At 37.8% G+C, this 19,475-nt stretch carries 14 protein-coding genes; 5 read left to right on the top strand and 9 right to left on the bottom strand.

Annotation, left to right across the window (positions count from 1 at the left end; translation table 11 throughout):
• Window positions 1–194: 194 nt before the first annotated feature.
• The gene (locus tag H4J69_RS17030; RefSeq protein ID WP_182218724.1) at window positions 195–383 is read left to right on the top strand and encodes a hypothetical protein; all 189 of its coding nucleotides are present in this window, start codon (window positions 195–197) and stop codon (window positions 381–383) included.
• Between the two features lie 477 nt (window positions 384–860).
• Window positions 861–5,369: a DUF6701 domain-containing protein gene (locus tag H4J69_RS17025; protein WP_182216739.1), complete on the top strand. Its 4,509-nt coding sequence runs from the start codon at window positions 861–863 to the stop codon at window positions 5,367–5,369.
• A 250-nt stretch (window positions 5,370–5,619) separates the two neighbouring features.
• Here the strand turns inward: H4J69_RS17025 and glpD are convergent, their stop codons facing one another.
• From glpD to ffh, 8 genes are all read right to left on the bottom strand, one after another.
• A complete protein-coding gene (glpD, locus tag H4J69_RS17020) occupies window positions 5,620–7,140 on the bottom strand; it encodes a glycerol-3-phosphate dehydrogenase (RefSeq protein WP_182216738.1) in 1,521 nt (506 codons plus the stop codon).
• Between the two features lie 275 nt (window positions 7,141–7,415).
• Entirely contained in the window at window positions 7,416–8,174 is a 759-nt protein-coding gene (locus H4J69_RS17015; RefSeq protein WP_182242583.1) for a DeoR/GlpR family transcriptional regulator, read from the bottom strand.
• 896 nt (window positions 8,175–9,070) lie between these two features.
• Window positions 9,071–9,736 carry a PEP-CTERM sorting domain-containing protein gene (locus H4J69_RS17010; RefSeq protein WP_182252003.1) on the bottom strand — a complete coding sequence of 222 codons (666 nt, stop codon included), beginning with the start codon at window positions 9,734–9,736 and terminating at the stop codon, window positions 9,071–9,073.
• Window positions 9,737–10,314: 578 nt separating this feature from the next.
• Complete coding sequence (rplS, locus tag H4J69_RS17005; RefSeq protein WP_070375882.1) at window positions 10,315–10,668, bottom strand: 50S ribosomal protein L19; 354 nt, start codon at window positions 10,666–10,668, stop codon at window positions 10,315–10,317.
• A 37-nt stretch (window positions 10,669–10,705) separates the two neighbouring features.
• Entirely contained in the window at window positions 10,706–11,527 is an 822-nt protein-coding gene (gene trmD / locus H4J69_RS17000; RefSeq protein ID WP_259366338.1) for a tRNA (guanosine(37)-N1)-methyltransferase TrmD, read from the bottom strand.
• A 1-nt stretch (window position 11,528) separates the two neighbouring features.
• On the bottom strand, window positions 11,529–12,059 hold the full coding sequence (gene rimM, locus H4J69_RS16995; RefSeq protein ID WP_070375881.1) for a ribosome maturation factor RimM: 531 nt from the start codon (window positions 12,057–12,059) through the stop codon (window positions 11,529–11,531).
• A 26-nt stretch (window positions 12,060–12,085) separates the two neighbouring features.
• On the bottom strand, window positions 12,086–12,334 hold the full coding sequence (gene rpsP, locus H4J69_RS16990) for a 30S ribosomal protein S16 (protein WP_070375880.1): 249 nt from the start codon (window positions 12,332–12,334) through the stop codon (window positions 12,086–12,088).
• Window positions 12,335–12,654: 320 nt separating this feature from the next.
• A complete protein-coding gene (ffh, locus tag H4J69_RS16985; protein WP_070375879.1) occupies window positions 12,655–14,046 on the bottom strand; it encodes a signal recognition particle protein in 1,392 nt (463 codons plus the stop codon).
• Between the two features lie 248 nt (window positions 14,047–14,294).
• On the opposite strand from ffh, the gene H4J69_RS16980 reads away from it, so the two are divergent.
• The 3 genes from H4J69_RS16980 to H4J69_RS16970 all read left to right on the top strand — a co-directional run bounded on the left by H4J69_RS16980 (window position 14,295) and on the right by H4J69_RS16970 (window position 17,661).
• A complete protein-coding gene (locus H4J69_RS16980) occupies window positions 14,295–15,410 on the top strand; it encodes an SO_0444 family Cu/Zn efflux transporter (protein WP_310733512.1) in 1,116 nt (371 codons plus the stop codon).
• 89 nt (window positions 15,411–15,499) lie between these two features.
• The gene (locus H4J69_RS16975) at window positions 15,500–16,300 is read left to right on the top strand and encodes a cytochrome c biogenesis protein CcsA (RefSeq protein ID WP_182221883.1); all 801 of its coding nucleotides are present in this window, start codon (window positions 15,500–15,502) and stop codon (window positions 16,298–16,300) included.
• A 77-nt stretch (window positions 16,301–16,377) separates the two neighbouring features.
• Window positions 16,378–17,661: an HlyC/CorC family transporter gene (locus H4J69_RS16970; RefSeq protein WP_182216728.1), complete on the top strand. Its 1,284-nt coding sequence runs from the start codon at window positions 16,378–16,380 to the stop codon at window positions 17,659–17,661.
• A 497-nt stretch (window positions 17,662–18,158) separates the two neighbouring features.
• Here H4J69_RS16970 and H4J69_RS16965 read toward each other — a convergent pair whose 3' ends face one another.
• A complete protein-coding gene (locus tag H4J69_RS16965) occupies window positions 18,159–18,779 on the bottom strand; it encodes a hypothetical protein (RefSeq protein WP_182173615.1) in 621 nt (206 codons plus the stop codon).
• Between the last annotated feature and the right edge of the window lie 696 nt (window positions 18,780–19,475).

Below are 19,475 nucleotides of genomic sequence, written 5' to 3'. Positions count from 1 at the left end.
ATAGCAGCACGTTGTTAGCTAAATTTGATGATGACGTTATTATAACGTAGTGGTGATATACACTATATTTAAGAGATTATTATAGGTGAATATTGTTGAACAATGACATCTTGCGTTGCAGTGAGTCTATATCGCAATAATGCCCAAATATGTCAGCTAACAAATTAAAACGACTCCTAAAGGAGTGGTTATGTATGACTAAGATACTTGTTTATGCTTTTTTACCTTGCGCTTTAATTGCTAAACCGAAAAGTGCAAGAGCGAATAACCACAGCCTTGCAAGCTCGGGAACTTCAGTGACGGCAAGACCATCAGCAGAAGTTCTGAGCTCGCCATTGGTACAATCTTTTTTACCAATAACAGTATCAGCACCAATTCAATAAAGTTACTTGCTGAATAAGCGCCGCCAAGTCTACTTTTTGTATTGGTTGGAGCCAAGTGACAAAAACTTTAGAGTTATTACTTTAAATATTTAAAGCTATAAATTGTATTTATGTGTTAACTTAAAATCAGTTATTCAGATTTACACGTCAAACCATTGAATAAATTATCATAAATCGGGCAAAGTCATTGGCACTAACAAGGCTGTATTGACTTTTCTCAGGGTAAAAAGAAGTGGCAGCGTTAATCATAATACCTTAATAGGTCTTATTATCGGGTTATCAACATCTAGCCCTCTTAATTAACGTTTCCCACATCTGCTACCCGTTCGTCGAATATTAATATCTACCCATTAAGACAATTGTAATTATTAGATCAACATTCTACCTGAGGCTAATATTTATCAATAAATGGCAGTATAAGGTCTTTTTTTTGGCCAATACCCTTTAGATAACAATAAATAATAAGAAACGGACTTTATGAAATATACATCGCAATACTTTTTATTCCTGATATTTTTTGTTTGCTCTAACGCAAAAGCAGATCTACCGCCAAAACTAGATCCCCCTTTAGATAGCTTAACAGTCTATTCTGGTGCGGCAGTAGTCATGGGGATAAATTCAATAATTAATGGCAATGTACAGGCCATGGCCGCTGGAAATATTGGCGCGAATACAACCATTGGTGGCAACCTTCACACAGCAGCATCGGTAACGCTCAGTGCATCTGCAAAAATTAACGGTGATCTTACAGCAGGAGCCGCAATAAGTGTTGGTAAGAAATCAGTCATTATCGGCAACCTTACTTCTGGTTCTTTAGGATCTACGGACATCGGTGAAGACGCAATCATTGGTGGTAATGCTCAGGCTGGTACTGCCTTAACACTCGGTGAAAACACTACAATCGGTGGTAATGTTCAAGCAGGAATAGGCGCTTTAACTTTAGGCATAAACGCAAAAGTGATAGGCGATGCAACAGCAGGAACCACTATTACACTTGGAACAGGAGCAACGGTCGGCGGCACAACTACGCAGAGAAGCCCGACACTTCTTATCAATGCCCCTATCGAAGATCAACGAATTCAACTTGAAAAAATAAAAGCTAATTTAGCTGCCATACAAGCACCTTCAACAAATGAACTCCCTACGGCAATGACCCTAGATACTAAACTAGATGCCGGTATTTACCATGCAACAGCACTTTCAATCACTGCGGGTATAACAATCACTTTTGATGGCAAAGGTCAGAAAGGACATTGGCTTATCAATAGTGACTCTTTTTTTGATTTTGCTGCCAATACAACAATGGTGTTACTTAATGTAACGGCTGACAGCACCATCACTTGGAATGCAGCAAGTTATACTGCGACTGGCGAAAACGCGAGTATCATTGGTACCTTTTTTGCGAGTTCTTATATTTTGACTGGACAAAACACTATGTTAGAGGGGATTGGTGATGCTTGTGGTGGCTTATTTACTACCACTGGTGCAGTTACATTAGGCGCCAGCAACATCATTGGCGCACTTAATTGCAAGTTAACTCCCACCCCGCTTCTAGAATACCGATTTGAGGAAGCTAGTTGGAATATGAGTCCAAGTGAGATACTCGACAATACCGGCAATGGTTATCATGCCCAGGTTAATAATAATTCTATACCGCAAACCATTACGCCTGCTTTAACCGGTGATCCTGGTACCTGCGGATATGCTAGTCAAAATGATGGTGCTATTCAGGTAACGGGGTTGCCATTAGATACCAGCACCATCGGGGTAAAAACCACCGTTACCTTTTGGATGAATTGGGATGGAACAACTAATACCATGCCCATTGGTTGGAGGATCCACGACATTTGGATAATCGATGGTTCGATAGGATTTAATACCGGCAATAATGATATATATGGTGTTGCTAGTGCCGGATTAGCCAAAAGTTGGCATCATATCGCTGTCGAGTTCACTAACGGCAGTGTAACGAGTAATCGCATACATATTGACGGTGTCGAACAGGAGCTAACACAGCGAAGGAACTCGCCCAATAATAACCGAGCCTTTATCGATAGTGAATTACGCATCGGTGGTTGGTCTATTAATGCAAGTTATGACTTTCATGGATTAATGGATGAGGTGCGCGTATACCAAAGCGCATTAACTACAGAACAAGTAGCCACTATTATGGCCGAACGACATCCTTGCAGGACAATAACACCTGCGGCCGAATATCATTTTGACGAGCAAATATGGTCAGGGAATGCAGGTGAAGTTGTTGATGAAATTGGTAATTTTAGCGCACAAGCAATTAATGGCGCATTAACTGCGTCAGTTACTGCCGCCATTACCGGTGATCCAGGCACTTGTCGTTATGGCAGTTTTGATGGCGTAGATGATTACGTAGTGTTACCCGATAGCTTTGAAAACTTAACAGACAGTTTCACAGTAACGGCTTGGATCAACCCAAGTAATGTTAATGCTGGTTCAAGAATATTTATCGATGATGAAAAAAACACCCGTGGTTTTGGCTTTAGTTTAGGCGATCCAGGCAATGGTAAATTAAGATTTTATGCACGAAGTGTAAATCCTGTAAGTGTTGATACAACAACATCTATTCCTGTAAATACCTGGACATTTGTTGCCGCGGTGCATAATAGTTTAACCAAAACCAGACAGATTTTTATTAATGGCGAGGCGCAAACAATTACCGGAGGCCTCACCAGTAATACCTACAGCGGAACTTGGGGAGAAGATACAGGCCCAACAACTATTGGTGGAGAAACAGATTTAGGCGAAGCAAGAAATCGATTTACCGGAGATATTGATGAAGTAAAAGTCTATCGAGAAGCTTTAACTACCAACGAAATTTCTACTATTTATAGAGAAACTCATGCTTGTAGTCCCGTTATTCATCATTATGAAATTGTACATGATGGCCAAGGATTAACCTGTGATACTGAATCTGTGACCATTAAAGCTTGTCTCAATGACAGCTGTTCAACTTTAAGTACCGAGTCTGTAACCCTTGATTTTATTGCTAACAGCACAGTCATTAGTTCACCAACCTTTAGCGGCAGTACTATCGTTAATGTTGATCATACGGTAGTTGAAACGCTGACTTTTTCGCTGGCTAATGCCACTATTGAGGCAGCTAACCCAGTAGTGTGTGACGATAACAGTAGCAATAGTTGTGATATGGCATTTACCGATGCCGGTTTTAGGTTTCTTTCAGGTACAGCTAATAACGCCATAATACCCAATCAAACAGCAGGCTCGGTATTTGCTGAAACGTTAAAGATTCAAGCGGTGAAAAATACTAATGGCGTCTGTAGTGGTTTATTTAACAATGATATTAAGGTTGGACTCTCTCAGGAAAATGTCGATCCCGGTGGCAGCAGTGGTCTGAGTTTTAGTGTCAATAACAAAGACATTGCCAAACACTCAAATGCTACTGATACGCTATTAAATTTTGGTGCCAACAGTATCGCGACAATACCGACACCGATATATAACGATGCAGGAAAAATTCGATTACATGCCAATTATGACATCGGCGGCATTACCCTATCAGGTAGCAGTAATTCATTTTGGGTGAGTCCAGCAAAGCTTATGGTTAGTGCAAAGTCTGGGAGCGTTAACTTAAATGGCGCTAGCGCAACCGCAACAACAACTTATCCCGCTGGGGAAAATTTCACCCTGACTGTTACTGCTTATAATGCTGCTTCTCCCGCTGTTATTACCCCTAATTACTTGCCGGGACAAATCGCACTAAAGCTTAATCGCATCGGCCCAACCTTAGCAGACAGTGTCAACGGTAATCTAGACTACAAGGCATTAAGTCACTTAGTCACCAAGACAAGTGCAGTCTTTCAAAATGTCACCCTGAACAATTTTTTATTGGGGAGCTCAATTTATAGTGCTGCTCAATATTCAGAGGTAGGTTTGCTTAATTTAGATGTTCAAGACAGTAACTATGGCAACGCTGGTGTTATTATACCTAGCGAAGCAATTAACATTGGGCGCTTTATTCCACATCACTTTAGCCAAACAGTGGCGGATGATGGTTATTTTATTGCGACCTGTAATACCGGAAAAGCCTTTGCCTATAGCGGCCAAAAAGATGAAGCAACCAATAGTATTGGGGCAATTTCATATTTAACCAATCCGGTATTGGCAATTACCGCTTATAATAAACAAGACAATATTACCCATAATTATTTTCAGGATAGTCAAGGTAGCGATAATGATTATATGAAACTCATTGCTGATAATATCAATATCACCACACCAATATTAGACCAATTAGCGAGAGGAATTAATGGTAACAGGCTATCGTTAACTGCCAATATAAATACCGGTACTTTAAGTCAAATCGACTTAACTCAATTACCTAGTGTCGTCGCATTACCCAAAGGTGTATTGCACTATCGATTGTCAGATGACGATCATTATTTCTACAACCGCTCTGCCAATGCACTTGTTCAGCCATTTACCTCCGATATTGTTATTGCTACAGCGTCTATTATAGATACAGACGCCATTAACGTAACCAAAACGGTTGATGCATTACCCACCGGCGTTGAAATTCGATACGGTCGCTTAGTGTTAGAAAATAGCTTTGGATCAGAAACCTCCGATATTAAGCAACCGATGAAAGTGCAGCATTTTGATGGCAGCGCCTTTATTACCAGCTTAAATAATAATTGTGCAGGTTATAATGATAATAATATTTCATTGACCGATATTAGCTTAGATCCCGCACTGACTAATGTCCAAGGCGGCTCAGGAGATTTCGTTGCCGGTAAAACACAAGACATCGAACTGGCCGCACCGGGCGCTAATAATCAGGGACAAATCGGTGTCTCATATGATGCTTATGAATGGTTGGAATACGATTGGAATAATGATGGCCTCTATAATAATAACCCTACCGCTGTTGCTACCTTTGGTATATTTCGAGGTAACGACCGGATTATCTCCTGGCAAGAAGTGTTTAATTAATGAAAATTGGATATTCTAAAATCATTAAGCAAAACAACATAAACGTAACACTTTAAAGTGTTACGTTTACTGAGTTGAACAGACAGAATATACCTAATAATAAAGCCGATAACGCCATTGAATTAGTTGCGATTATTTAAAGTTATTATTCCTTTATCAAAGATAATACAGTACAGAGCAAACTAAAGTCGTCAAAGCGAGCACTGTATTTACAAAGAACAGGCGAATATCACTCGGCTTTTATTTGTTATTATTCACTGGTAGATGTAACTTTTTTACTGGAATTAAATGTCACTAAAAAATGTGCTAATCCAGATTTTTCTTTGGCGGTTAAATGTAGGCTAAGTTTGCTTCTTCGCCAAATAATATCTTCAAGATCAACAGCCCATTCTTGTTGAATTAAGTACTCTACCTCGCGTTGGTAAAGACCGGCACCAAAATACTCACCCATGCCTTCTAGTGAGTTAATTCCAGCCAAGATTTTATGACTTAACGTACCGTAAGAGCGAACATAACGCTTAATTATTTGACAGGGTAACCAGCTATATTGGTGTTGCAAGCTGGTTTGTAAATTGTGTTGATTGTCAAAATCGCCCCCTGGTAAAGCAGTATCTGCTGTTATACATTCACCCGCATCGGGAAAATGATCAATAATTCCATTAACTGCAGCTTCAGATAATTTACGGTAAGTGGTAATTTTTCCACCAAATACTGATAACAAAGGCGCTTTTCCCTTAGGTGCATCTACTTCGAAAGTATAATCACGGGTTACCGCTGCAGGCGAATCTGATTCGTCATCGAGTAAGGGCCTAACGCCTGAATAAGTCGCGATGATATCTTTGTTTGATATTTGGTGTTTAAAATGGTCATTAACTACCGAGATTAAATAATCAGTTTCTTCTTTTGAAATACAAGCTGTCGCTGGATCGCCGACATGCTCTATATCCGTTGTTCCAATCAAAGAAAAGTCATCTTCATAAGGAATAACAAAGACAATACGTTTATCTTCATTCTGTAAAATATAAGCCTGCGACTCATTATGAATACGCGGCACTATAATGTGGCTGCCTTTAATTAAACGAATTTTTTTAGGTGATGGCTTTTTTAATGCTTCATCGAAAATACTTGTTACCCATGGACCGGCAGCATTTACTAACGCTTTAGTTTTAACAAGCTGTTTTTCCCCGGTGATATTATCATTGAGTGTTACTTCCCAAATATCACCAACTCTTTTTGCATCTGAGCAACGAGTACGCGTCATAATATTCGCGCCTTTATCTCTAGCGGCAATGGCATTAAGAACCACCATCCGAGCATCATCAACCCATGCATCAGAGTATTCAAATCCCTTAGTGATTGTATCTACAACGGGACTATTTTTATCAAATTTAATTCCCTTTGAGCCCTTTAATGTTGCTCGTTTAGCTAAGTTATCATACATAAACAAGCCAATTCTTATCATCCAAGAAGGGCGTAGATGACTACGATGAGGTAAACGAAAACGTAAAGGCCATATGATATGGGGCGCATTTTTTAATAAGATCTCACGTTCAGCAAGCCCTTCTCGAACTAAGCGAAACTCATAGTACTCGAGATAACGTAAACCGCCATGAATAAGTTTACTGCTATTTGATGAGGTTGAGGAGGCAAGATCATTCATTTCACAAAGTAAAACATTTAACCCTCTACCTGTTGCATCGGCAGCAATGCCTGTACCGTTGATCCCCCCACCAATAACGAGTAAATCATAAATAACGCTTTGATCTTTCATATTGTTCCTTAGTTGCGACCAGAGGAAATTACTTTAGCCCTCACTATTTTGTCGCTTGCCTTTACTTAACGTTGATATTATTTGCTGAACAATACAACCAATGTGAAAACAAAGCAATAAATTACGAACATAAACGAACATATCTTTATACTTTTTTGATAATTAAAGAATTGTTGATTATAAAAAATTTATTTAGCAAGTAGGCTTTAAACTAAACCTTAGGAGAAGGAGCTATATATTGCTAACAGTTAGTGCTAATAAATAATGATTATAAATTAAACTAAATGTAAAGTGACGTTATGATCTGAAAGGATTTTCTGTATTTCATCAGGAGGAGGAGCATCGGTAAAAAAGTGATCTGCTTGATTAATATTACCTAAGCGTACCATAGCGTTACGACCAAATTTTGAGTGATCGGCCGCTAAAATCACTTGCCGTGAATTGGCAATAATAGCTTGAGCTACTCTAACTTCTCGGTAATCAAAATCTAAAAGTGAACCTTCGATATCAATACCACTGATGCCAATAATACCAAAGTCCATACGGAAATTTTTAATGAAGTCTTCCGTTGTTTCACCTATGACGCCGCCATCTCTATGGCGAACTTCGCCACCAGCAATAACAACAGAGAAATCTTCCTTGGCACCCAGTATAGAAGCAACATTTAAGTTATTCGTCACAACTTGAAGGCTTTTATGATCCAATAAGGCACGCGCAATGGTTTCTGTGGTTGTACCGATATTGATAAAAAGAGATGCTCCATTGGGTATCATGCGCACTAACTCAGCAGCAATTTTTTCCTTGGCCTGAAGATCCATAATTTTTCGTGTTTGATAATCAGTATTGACAGTACTTGATTCAATGCCGGCACCACCATGATGACGTGAAATTTTTTGTACTTTAGCTAACTGATTAAGATCTCGGCGAACCGTTTGTGGTGTCACCTTAAAGTGTTCAACAAGTTCATCAATGCTGACAAAACCGCTTTTTTTAATCATCTCTAAAATTAACGCTTGTCGTTGCTGTTGTGTCATTAAACTTATACTTTATGAATTAGATGTCGCTATTTTGCCACCTGCATCGACATAAGCAAACAAATTAACTAATAATATTTTATATAATCGTTTAGTTGTTATGTATAAACCACAAAATGAACATAAGTGAACTTAAGTGAAAATTTAACAACGCATTGTAATTCTTCAGCACTGACGACAATTTAGAAGCGCTATCTGAATAGAAATAACATTATTTATTATCCTTTGTTTAGATAACAAAAGTTGTTTTAGGCAGCGTTGATGGCGCTCACAACACTGTAAAATCGTGTGCTAGCTTTGACAGTGTTAATAGTGAATATTGTCAAAATGAACCTGTGGTAAAGACATTACACTGCGGCAACCAGTACATCAGATAATGTGTTATTGGTATTCATGTACACGAACGGAATAAAAAAACACTTACCCTTTTAAAAATTACCCATGCTTTAATACCAGCAGTTATAGAGAGGCTTCTACTATCTTTATTGTTACCATTAAAACATTATAGGTATCGAAAGAGTCATAGCAGATATAGATTCTATCGCGTGACCTAGGGCTGTGTTATATAACTCTCTTGAGGGATTAGCAGATATGTAGTAAAGAGAAAGGCATTTCGATTCCAATTAGATAAAACAACTTATGATAATTTATATGACGACTGAAAATTTCAGTACACTCCATACAAAGTAAGTAAAAGCATTATCTAGATCAAAACCTATCAGTCAAATAAGTAATGATTTTTAACTAATGATTAGGCTAAAAAATGTCTGAATTTATAGTTTATAATAAAGCATTTATTCAACGAATAAATGCTTATTGATAATAAAAAAGCTGATGATATATATAGGATTATCAGCTTTTAAAATCGACGATAATTAATTATGATGTAAACTATTTTAAGACTGTTTTTTAAATTTACGTGATGCAAAACCTGTCATTGCCAATAAAAAAATAGCAAATGTCGATGGCTCAGGAACCGTAGATGGCTCACGAACGTCAACACTACGTACGAAAAATGCTCCTACAGTATCGTCAACGTTATTGGTTAGGAAACCTCCTCCCCAAATATCTATACCTAGATTAACGGCTGCAATACTTGATATTGCATTTAAACCGCCTAAGTTGCTTAAACCATCGTTGTTCGTATCAGCGAGTATTCCCTGTATTAAGGGTAATCCGCCAGGACCTCCGCCAAATTTTTCATGGAGATCTTGCATAGCTACTATGCTAGCCGTTGAATGTCCTAGTCCTAGCCCGAATCCTAGAGAACCGGTTCCGTCTACTCCCAGTGTGATACCAACATTTTTAAATAGCGAGATTAATTCTACGTCTGTAGCCAAATGAAACCCATCAGCCGCCCACTGATTAGAACCTTGGAGAGCATCTAAGTTCATACCATAAAAAATTGATACATCTAACCACTCAGTTTGACCAACAGTATCGACAGTCAGTAATCCATCTGCTGCTGCTGAGTAATCTTTACTTATTAATCCTGCATTCGCATATACACCTGCAACCATAGAGCACATTATTATTAATTGCTTTAAAAGTTTAAATTTCATTGGGTTTACCTCTTATAATAAATAATCGTAGAATAAATATTCGCAGAATGAATAACATAATTTTTATTATGCAAATAAACCACTCTACTCACTTATTAATGCAAAAAATACACCAATAAAAATAAAAACTAAATTCAACAACATAGAGTAAAATAAAATAATAACATTATTAAATTGCAAACTATTATGAGAAATGACTAACCAACCTTTATGACATCAGACTGCTAAACTAGATTGTAAACCGACCAAGGGCGACAAAACTTATGTTCGCTATTAGTACTTTCCAATTAAGTTAATAAATTACTATAGTAAGTAAAGTCAGTGAGCTTTAAATCTTCAGTCAAGTAATATGATCGTTAAACTAGGGTTTAACTCGTTCTTCTACGGTGAGAGGGTCGAACTAAAACCGACGGGTAAATAGCTTGTCAGTCATCTTGAATGGATAAGAATACAACCAGTAGAATCAGTAAGATAGATTACTGTATCAGAATATAGACTAAAACAAAAAAAGCCTGAATAACGAATTATTCAGGCTTTTTTTATGCGTATTGCTAAAGCAAAACGGGCTTAAAAAGAGATTATCTTTTTGCCAATTTTTCTTTAATACGTGCTTTACGGCCAGATAGCTCGCGCAAGTAGTAAAGTTTAGCTTGACGTACATCACCGCGACGTTTGACTTCAATAGAGTCAACAATAGGGCTATGTGTCTGGAATACACGTTCTACACCAACACCGTTCGAGATTTTACGAACAGTGAATGCAGAATTGATGCCACGGCTTTTTATTGCAATAACTACACCTTCAAATGCTTGAAGACGTGATTTATCACCTTCTGTAACTTTTACTTGTACAACAACAGTGTCGCCTGGTGCGAATGCTGGTAAATCTGTTTTCATCTGCTCTTTTTCGAGCATATCAATAATGTTACTCATAATACCTTCTTCCTAGGGTTCACAGGCATCAACAAAATCATTTATTATCTTCTTTAATAGAAGCTAACATTTTCTTTTGTTCTGCTGTCAGAGCTAGGTTAGTTAATAGTTCTGGTCTTCTGGTCCATGTTCTTTCTAGTGACTTAAACATACGCCATTGCTTTATGTGTTCGTGATTACCACTTAATAGCACTTTAGGTACCGACATAGCTTCTATTGAAGTGTCGAGTACTTCTGGCCTTGTGTAATGAGGACAATCTAATAAACCCTCTGAGAAAGAATCTTGCTCAGCTGACTGATTATGTCCTAAAACACCGGGCACAAAACGTGCTATAGCATCGATCATGTTCATTGCGGGGAGTTCTCCACCACTCAAAACATAATCACCGACAGACCATTCTTCGTCGATTTCCGACTCAATTAATCGTTCGTCTATGCCTTCATAACGCCCTGCTATAAATAGCAGCTTATTATGTTGTGCTAATTCGCGTACACCAGCTTGGTCGAGTTTACGTCCCTGCGGCGACAAATATATAACCTTGACTTGTTCTTTATCAGAACTACTATTATCACCTATCGCAGAATCTGCAGCGAAATTCGCAGCAGCTTTTGCAGCTTTAATAGCATCACGTAGCGGTTGCACCATCATTAACATGCCCGGACCACCGCCATAAGGACGGTCATCAACGGTTCTATGTTTATCGTGCGTAAAGTCTCTTGGATTCCACTTATGAAATTCAATTAACCCGTTACGGATCGCTCGGCCTGTCACCCCATACTCTGTAATGGCGTCAAACATTTCAGGAAAAAGGCTTATCACCCCATACCATCGTTTGTTTGTTAAAACACTATTACTCAAGTTAGAAACCTGGGTCCCAGTCAACACAAATTTGTTTATTTTCAGCACTAATTGATTTTACAACTTGTTCAAAAAGATACGGAATTAAACGCTCTTTTTGACCAAAGCCGTCATTACGATTAGCTTTAACAACCAGTACATCGTTAGCGCCAGTTTCTAAAATTTCAGAAACATGACCAAGGTCGTAACCTTTGTCAGTAACAACAGACATGCCGATCAAATCGCGCCAGTAAAACTCCCCGTCGGGCAATTCTGCTAGTGCGCTTTCGTTGACAAATATTTCTGATCCGACAAGCTTTTGGGCTATATCACGATCATCAATACCAGCAACATGAACAACGAGTCCGTTATTATGTTTGCGCCAATCAGATATATCGACTGATTGTATTTTATTCCCTAATTTTAGAGACCAAGGAAAATAGTCTAATATAGCTTCGGTTTCATCAGTGAACGAATGAATTTTCAACCAACCTTTGATACCGTAAACTGCGCCTACTTTACCTAAGATGACTTCTTTATTTATTTCTTCCACAACAACTCCTAAACCTACTAAATTAATTAAGCTGCTACTTGAGCGTCTTTAACTAACTTAGCCACACGATCAGATAAACCAGCACCCTGACCAACCCAATGGTTGATACGGTCTAGGTCTAAGCGTAATTTCTCAGCTTGACCTTCTGCTGTTGGGTTAAAAAAGCCAACTTTCTCGATGAAACGACCATCGCGAGAGTTACGGCTATCTGCAACAACAACCTGATAGAATGGACGCTTTTTGGCGCCGCCACGAGCTAAACGAATGGTTACCATATCGCCCTCTATTATTTAAAGTGTTAAAACGAATTTTCCAGACATTTCCTGACACCCTAGGTGACAGAAAAGCTCGCGTATTTTACGCTTCCTAGGATAAATAGCAAGTATAAAGATCGCCCAGTGCTAATGATAAACCTGAAATGACTAAAGACTAAAAGCAAAAAAGGTAGCGAACGCTACCTTTTGAAATTAAATATTGTTTAACTTAACGGCCGAACATCCCGCCACCTGGGCCACCGCCTGCACCGCAGTTTAGAAGCATCATGCCTTTCCACAGGATATTGCAGCATCATTATTTTTTATAAATGATGTTATCTTTAACGGCCGAACATCCCGCCACCTGGGCCACCGCCTGCACCGCCTGGAGGCATCATGCCCTTCATTGAGCGCATCATTTTCTGCATGCCACCTTTACCAGACATTTTTTTCATCATTTTTTGCATTTGCATAAATTGTTTTAATAAACGATTCACATCTTGAATTTGAGTACCTGAACCTGCAGCAATTCTACGTTTTCTAGAACCTTTAATAATATCAGGACGCTCACGTTCACCTTTAGTCATAGAGCTAATAATAGCTTCCATTCGTAAGGTTAATTTATCATCCATTTGATCTTTAATTTTATCTGACATATTGCCCATACCTGGCAATTTGTCCATCATGCTAGTCATGCCACCCATGTTTTTCATTTGCACAAGTTGCTCACGAAAATCTTCTAAATCAAAACTTTTACCACTTTTAAATTTTTTGGCTAATTGCTCAGCTTTCTTCTTATCAACCTTTTGTTCAACTTCTTCGATTAAAGAAAGTACATCGCCCATACCAAGAATACGTGAGGCAATACGGTCAGGATGGAAAGGTTCTAATGCTTCAATTTTTTCGCCAACACCCATAAATTTAATAGGCTTGCCGGTAATATGGCGAATAGAAAGCGCAGCACCGCCTCGAGCGTCACCGTCAGTTTTGGTCAGTATGATACCGGTTAACGGTAAAGCGTCACCAAAGGCTTTCGCTGTGTTTGCCGCATCTTGTCCCGTCATTGCATCAACGGTGAATAATGTTTCTATTGGATTAATAGCCGCGTGTAGATCTTGTATCTCAGTCATCATGTCTTTATCAACATGTAAACGACCCGCAGTATCAACAATTAATACATCAAATAAAAACTTTTTAGCATGTTCAATAGCTGCATTAGCAATATCTATTGGTTTTTGCGAAATATCACTTGGGAAAAATTCAATATTAATTTCGTTTGCTAATGTTTCTAGCTGTTTAATAGCAGCCGGACGATAAACATCGACACTGACGACTAATACCTTTTTCTTTTCACGCTCTGTTAAGTATTTTGATAACTTTGCCACAGAGGTTGTTTTACCCGCCCCTTGTAAACCTGCCATTAATACAATGGCTGGCGGAGCCGCTTTTAAATTAAGGGTCTCGTTGACTTCACCCATAGCGTGTTCAAGTTCTTTTTGAACAATTTTTACGAAGACTTGTCCTGGAGTAAGACTTTTAGAGACATCTTGACCAACCGCGCTCTCTTTTACTTTAGCGATAAAATCACGAATAACCGGTAAGGCAACATCCGCTTCAAGAAGTGCCATACGCACTTCACGTAATGTTTCTTTAATGTTGTCTTCTGTTAATCGGCCACGGCCGCTGATATTTTTTAACGTTTTCGTTAAACGATCGGAAAGATTCTCAAACATGTATGACTCTATATTGTGCTGAATATAAAAATTATTGCATATTATACCCGCCAATAAAATAAGCGAAAGGATTAATAGCAAATCCTCTCAGTTTCTTCATGCTCATTAGCGTTAGATTTATCAATTAACTACAAGAGTAAAGAACAGCAGATCAGATAAATAAATCGTCGTTATTTGATAACGACTAATGCACCTTAATATAAGTATGGTAAGCTGTAGGTTGGTTTAACTTTTATATAATTAATATAGTGACTGTCTTGGAATATTTATCTGCATTACTGACAAACTTTTTAGCCCTAAGTGCTGAAGCAAGTCCTTGGTTATTATTAGGTTTACTCATCGCTGGTTTAATGAAGTCTTGGGTACCCACTAAAATTTTAAGTCAACATTTAGGCGAAGGGAAACTCGCTATTATTAAAGCCGCACTCATTGGCGCACCTTTACCTTTATGCTCATGTGGTGTTATCCCTGTTGCGACTGAATTACGTCGCAGTGGCGCTTCCGCTTCCGCAACCTCATCCTTCTTAGTTGCGACCCCAGAAACAGGCGTTGACTCTGTTTCTGTTTCATATGCTTTATTAGGGCCAGTGTTTGCTATTTATCGTCCAATAACTGCGATATTTTCTGCTATTATTACAGGCTTATTGGTTTCAACGATAAAAAAAGAAGACATTACTCTGCCAAAATCAGCAACTGAAGATGCACCTAGTTGTTGTCCAAGTAAGAAAAAAGTAGTTACTGAACCTGTACTTGCGACAGAAAATGTAAAATCTTCATGTTGTGCCAGTGAAAAAACATCTGAACCACCAACAAAATCAGCAAGTTTTATCAGTAAAACCACCTCAGGTATTCATTACGCGGCAACGCAATTGATAGACGATATCATTATTTGGTTATTAGTCGGTTTAGTTTTTGCCACGTTAATAAAAACATTTTTACCCGCCTCTTTTTTACTTAGCTACGGAAGTGGTTTAGGCGCAATGTTAGTGATGATTGTTATATCAATCCCTATGTATATTTGTGCCACTGCATCGACCCCTGTCGCCGCGGGCTTTATTTTAGCCGGTATATCTCCTGGCACAGCGTTGGTCTTTATGATGGCTGGCCCTGCAACCAATATTTCAACATTGGGCGTCATTAAAAATGAAATGGGCAGCAGTGTTTTAATCCGGTATTTATTAGGTATTTCGTCGTGTGCAATTGGCTTTGGCTTACTACTTGATTGGGGCTTGGCGTTTTTTGATATTAATATTACGCAGCAAATGCAACATAGCCATGAGTTACTACCCTTTTGGTTTGGGTTAACTTGCGCAGGGTTAATTGCCTTTTTATCGATAAAGCCTTTAAGAAAATTAGTTTTATAGTTTTAATATAGGGTGTATTACCCGCATTCTGATAGAATCGTTTGCAGGTATAAATACCTAACTTTTAAGTTCTTGTGTGGGAGCACGTTGTGAGTTTTTCGGATATTTGTTCTTTAATTGCATTTTTTGCTTATGCTGTAGCAACTTCTGCAATGTTATTACGTTTATTTCACCCTAAAGGGCCTAATTTAGTTTTTGTATTATTTTTTGGCTGTTTAGCTATGGTGCTTCACACGTTAAGTAATGCACAGTTTTTAGTTGCTCAAGCGGATATTAACTTTGCATTGCCTAACGTTATTTCTTTAGTCAGTTTAATTATTTGTTTATCAGTCTCTGCATTTGCTTTGCGCTTTAAGGTGAATTTACTCTTACCAGTTATTTATGGTTTTGCGGGTATTTGGCAATTTTTGATGATATTCATACCGAGTGTTGAACAAGCCCCCTTAATTAATCACCAATTAAGTGTAATAAGCCATGTAACGCTTGCACTGCTCTCTTATTGTACGCTGATTATTGCGACACTTTATGCGTTTCAAGTGGCTTACATCCATTTTAAATTAAAAACAAAAAATTTGGCGGCGGTCAATCATTTACCACCACTGATGCAAGTTGAAGGTCAGCTTTTTATTATATTAAGTATTGGCACGAGTTTTTTATTACTCAGCCAAGTGATTGGCTTCTTATTTTTAGATGGGATGATCTCACACGAAAACTTACATAAAACAATATTGTCTATATTAGCCCTACTGGTCTATTCAACGATACTCTGGGGTCATTACAATAGGGGTTGGCGAGGACATCGAGTATTAATATTAATGGTTACCGGTAGTGCTTTATTAACATTGGCATATTTCGGTAGTCGATTTGTTAAAGAATTTATTTTACTGTAAATTATCAAAATAATGGTCATTAAATAAGTATATAACGTACTTAATGACTATCTATAACACAACATAGGGTTCCTTTTTTGGACAACATATCAACGGAAATGCTCTTTGCCATTCTTGGCATTCTAATTATTCTATCAGCCTATTTTTCAGGATCTGAAACTGGCATTATGTCGCTTAACCGCTATCGACTTCGCCATTTAGAAAAACAAAATCATCAAGGTGCTAAACGCGTCAGTAAATTATTAGAGCGTCCAGACCGTTTAATTGGTTTAATACTTATTGGCAATAATCTTGTTAATATAGCGGCCTCTGCGATTGCCACTATTATCGGCTTACGTTTATTTGGTGACATGGGTGTGTTGGTTGCAACCATTGCATTAACACTTGTTGTGCTTATATTTTCTGAAGTAACCCCAAAAACATTAGCGGCGTTATACCCTGAAAAAATCGCTTTTCCAAGCTCAGTTGTCTTATCTGTTTTATTGAAGCTGTTGTTCCCTTTCGTTGTTGCTGTAAATTGGATCACTAACGGTTTATTGCTATTAATCGGTGTTAGTTCTGAACAACGTGTTCATCACAGTTTAAGCTCAGAAGAACTTAGAACCGTTGTTAATGACTCTGGGGCTATGTTACCCGAGCGCGATCAAAATATGTTGGTGGGTATTCTTGATTTAGAGAAAGTGACCGTTGAAGATATTATGATCCCACGTAATGAGTTAGTGGGCATTGATATTAATGATGACTGGAAAAAGATTCAAAAACAACTGGCACAATCAAACCATACCCGTGTGTTATTGTATCGAGACAATATGGATGATGTTGTCGGTTATATTCATCTACGTGATGCATTGAAACTCTTATTCAAAAATCAATTTACTAAAACCACCTTAATCAGAGCAATAAAAGAATTATATTTTATTCCCGAAGGCACCACCCTGAATGTGCAACTATTAAAGTTTCAGCATGCCAAAGAACGATTAGGCTTAGTCGTCGATGAATATGGTGACATTCAAGGCTTAGTAACCCTAGAAGATATTTTGGAAGAAGTCGTTGGTGACTTTACAACAACGATGACGCCGACGACAAGTGAAGAGGTTAATGCACAACCTGATGGTAGTTATTTAGTCGATGGTAGTGCTACGGTGAGGGATATTAATAAAGAAATGACATGGAATTTCCCTACCGATGGCCCTAAAACATTAAACGGCTTAATTATCGAATATTTAGAAGATATACCAGAAGCTAATTTAAGTGTACGTATAGCAGGTTACCCTTTAGAAATTGTTGATGTCTCAGATAATATGATCAAAACAGTTAGGATCCTTCCTGAACTTTATCTCGATAATGATAAAGAAAAGTAGCAAGTTTGGTTACACCATAGATATAACACAAGGCCTTGAATCATCATTTTAAGGCCTTTTTTTATGAAATCCTTATCATAGTAACAATTACTTTTAGATGCTCTTATTTCTTCTTTTGTGGATAATAGCAGCAAGCCACAAAGTTATTCACAGAGTTATTCACACCACTTGATCTAATAATGATTTTTCCACAATTTCTGTGGATAACAAAACGCAGCCCAATAAGAGCCAGCCCTCAAATAATGCAATGCCTTTCTTTAATATTTATGAAGTTTTTTTTACAATAATTTTTATGATAAGAAACGTAAGCCTTTGCGAGCATTTTTACTGCAAAGAGATTATATAAGTACTATTTATGCTACATGTTATCACTACTTATGTTATGTAACTCGGTGAACAATCATTGGCTTTAATTTAGCCCTAAAACTAAAAAGCATGACCTTTTTATAAAAGACCATACTCACAAAGCTAATTACAGTTATATCGACAAATAAACTTTATGCAAAAAATAATCGCCATAACCAACCATGATTTAAATCTGCTTCACAGCTTTTTAATTGGCTACTGTAGCGCCGTGCTCGGTTATCGACTTTGCGGGCGACCTTTGCCAGCCAAGGCTTCTGTTTATAAGAGCGACGCTTAAAGCCTCCCCAACCTTCGTGATAATTTAAATATTGGTTGTAAGCATCCCATTTAGAGACCTTATTAATTTTCTGTGTTTTAAATATAAACCAACCCATAAAATCAATAGCGTCGTCAAAGTCATCACGGTCGGCGCCAGAATTGTCTGTTTCTTTAATATAATCATCCCAAGTCATCGTTTTTGCTTGAGAGTAACCGTAAGCAGTACTTACCCGACCCCAAGGGATAAAACCCAGTAAATAGTCTCTAGGAGGCAAAGCATCGGCTCTAAATGAACTTTCTTGGAACATCATACTCATGGGCACATGGATAGGCACCCCCCAACGCTCACGCACTTCTTTGGCAGCAAAATACCAATCACGGTGTTCACGAAAAATTTCACAGATATTTTCAGGATTTTTTGGCGGTGATGTAGCACAACTTGAGAGGAGTATGATGCTGAACAATGAAATAAGAAAAGGTTTAATAAACGACATAACATCAGTACGTTATTGGATTGGATATTGTTATCATGCCAGAAAGACGACCTTATACCAACTAGATAATAGTGAGAGTAGTGTTGTAAAAAATATTTTTATTTTAAATGAAACATTATTGAACTAAAACTAGAACTGCCACTCTTACTTAGCAGTGTTTATGTTTCTCCCTTAGTAGTTATGTTTTTATTGCGCATTCTTTTTTAAGTAATGCGTTTTTTTTGCCTAAATTCTAGTAAAAGTTTATCAGCATTTTATCCGGAACAACCGATTTAATCACCAACGACTCTGCCGATAAAACAATGAATAAAAATAGCTAAATAAATGGAACTAAAACCACAACTAACACTCTTACTTTATAAGTGTTTATGTTTCTCCCTTAGTAGTTATTAGTAGTTATGTTTTTATTGCGCATTCTTTTTTAAGTAATGCGTTTTTTTTTGCCTAAATTCTAGTAAACGTGTATCAACATTTTATCCGCAACAACCGATTTAATCACCAACGACTCTGCCAATAAAACAATGAATAAAAATAGCTAAATAATTGGAACTAAAACCACAACTAACACTCTTACTTTATAAGTGTTTAGGTTTCTCCCTTAGTAGTTATGAGTAGTTATGTTTTTATTGCGCATTCTTTTTTAAGTAATGCGTTTTTTTTTGCTTAAATTTCATTAAACGTTTATCACCTTTTTAT

Source organism: Colwellia sp. BRX10-9 (genome assembly GCF_014077405.1).
Lineage (GTDB): Bacteria > Pseudomonadota > Gammaproteobacteria > Enterobacterales > Alteromonadaceae > Colwellia_A.
The sequence above is the reverse complement of the archived record's forward strand: the minus strand, read 5'-3'. Positions and strand labels throughout refer to the sequence as shown.

Bases quoted from the DNA above. Each gene is read 5' to 3' on its own strand.
- H4J69_RS17030 (WP_182218724.1), top strand. From the start codon at position 195: ATGACTAAGATACTTGTTTATGCTTTTTTACCTTGCGCTTTAATTGCT.
- H4J69_RS17025 (WP_182216739.1), top strand. From the start codon at position 861: ATGAAATATACATCGCAATACTTTTTATTCCTGATATTTTTTGTTTGC.
- glpD (WP_182216738.1), bottom strand. From the start codon at position 7,140: ATGAAAGATCAAAGCGTTATTTATGATTTACTCGTTATTGGTGGGGGG.
- H4J69_RS17015 (WP_182242583.1), bottom strand. From the start codon at position 8,174: ATGACACAACAGCAACGACAAGCGTTAATTTTAGAGATGATTAAAAAA.
- H4J69_RS17010 (WP_182252003.1), bottom strand. From the start codon at position 9,736: ATGAAATTTAAACTTTTAAAGCAATTAATAATAATGTGCTCTATGGTT.
- rplS (WP_070375882.1), bottom strand. From the start codon at position 10,668: ATGAGTAACATTATTGATATGCTCGAAAAAGAGCAGATGAAAACAGAT.
- rpsP (WP_070375880.1), bottom strand. From the start codon at position 12,334: ATGGTAACCATTCGTTTAGCTCGTGGCGGCGCCAAAAAGCGTCCATTC.
- ffh (WP_070375879.1), bottom strand. From the start codon at position 14,046: ATGTTTGAGAATCTTTCCGATCGTTTAACGAAAACGTTAAAAAATATC.
- H4J69_RS16965 (WP_182173615.1), bottom strand. From the start codon at position 18,779: ATGTCGTTTATTAAACCTTTTCTTATTTCATTGTTCAGCATCATACTC.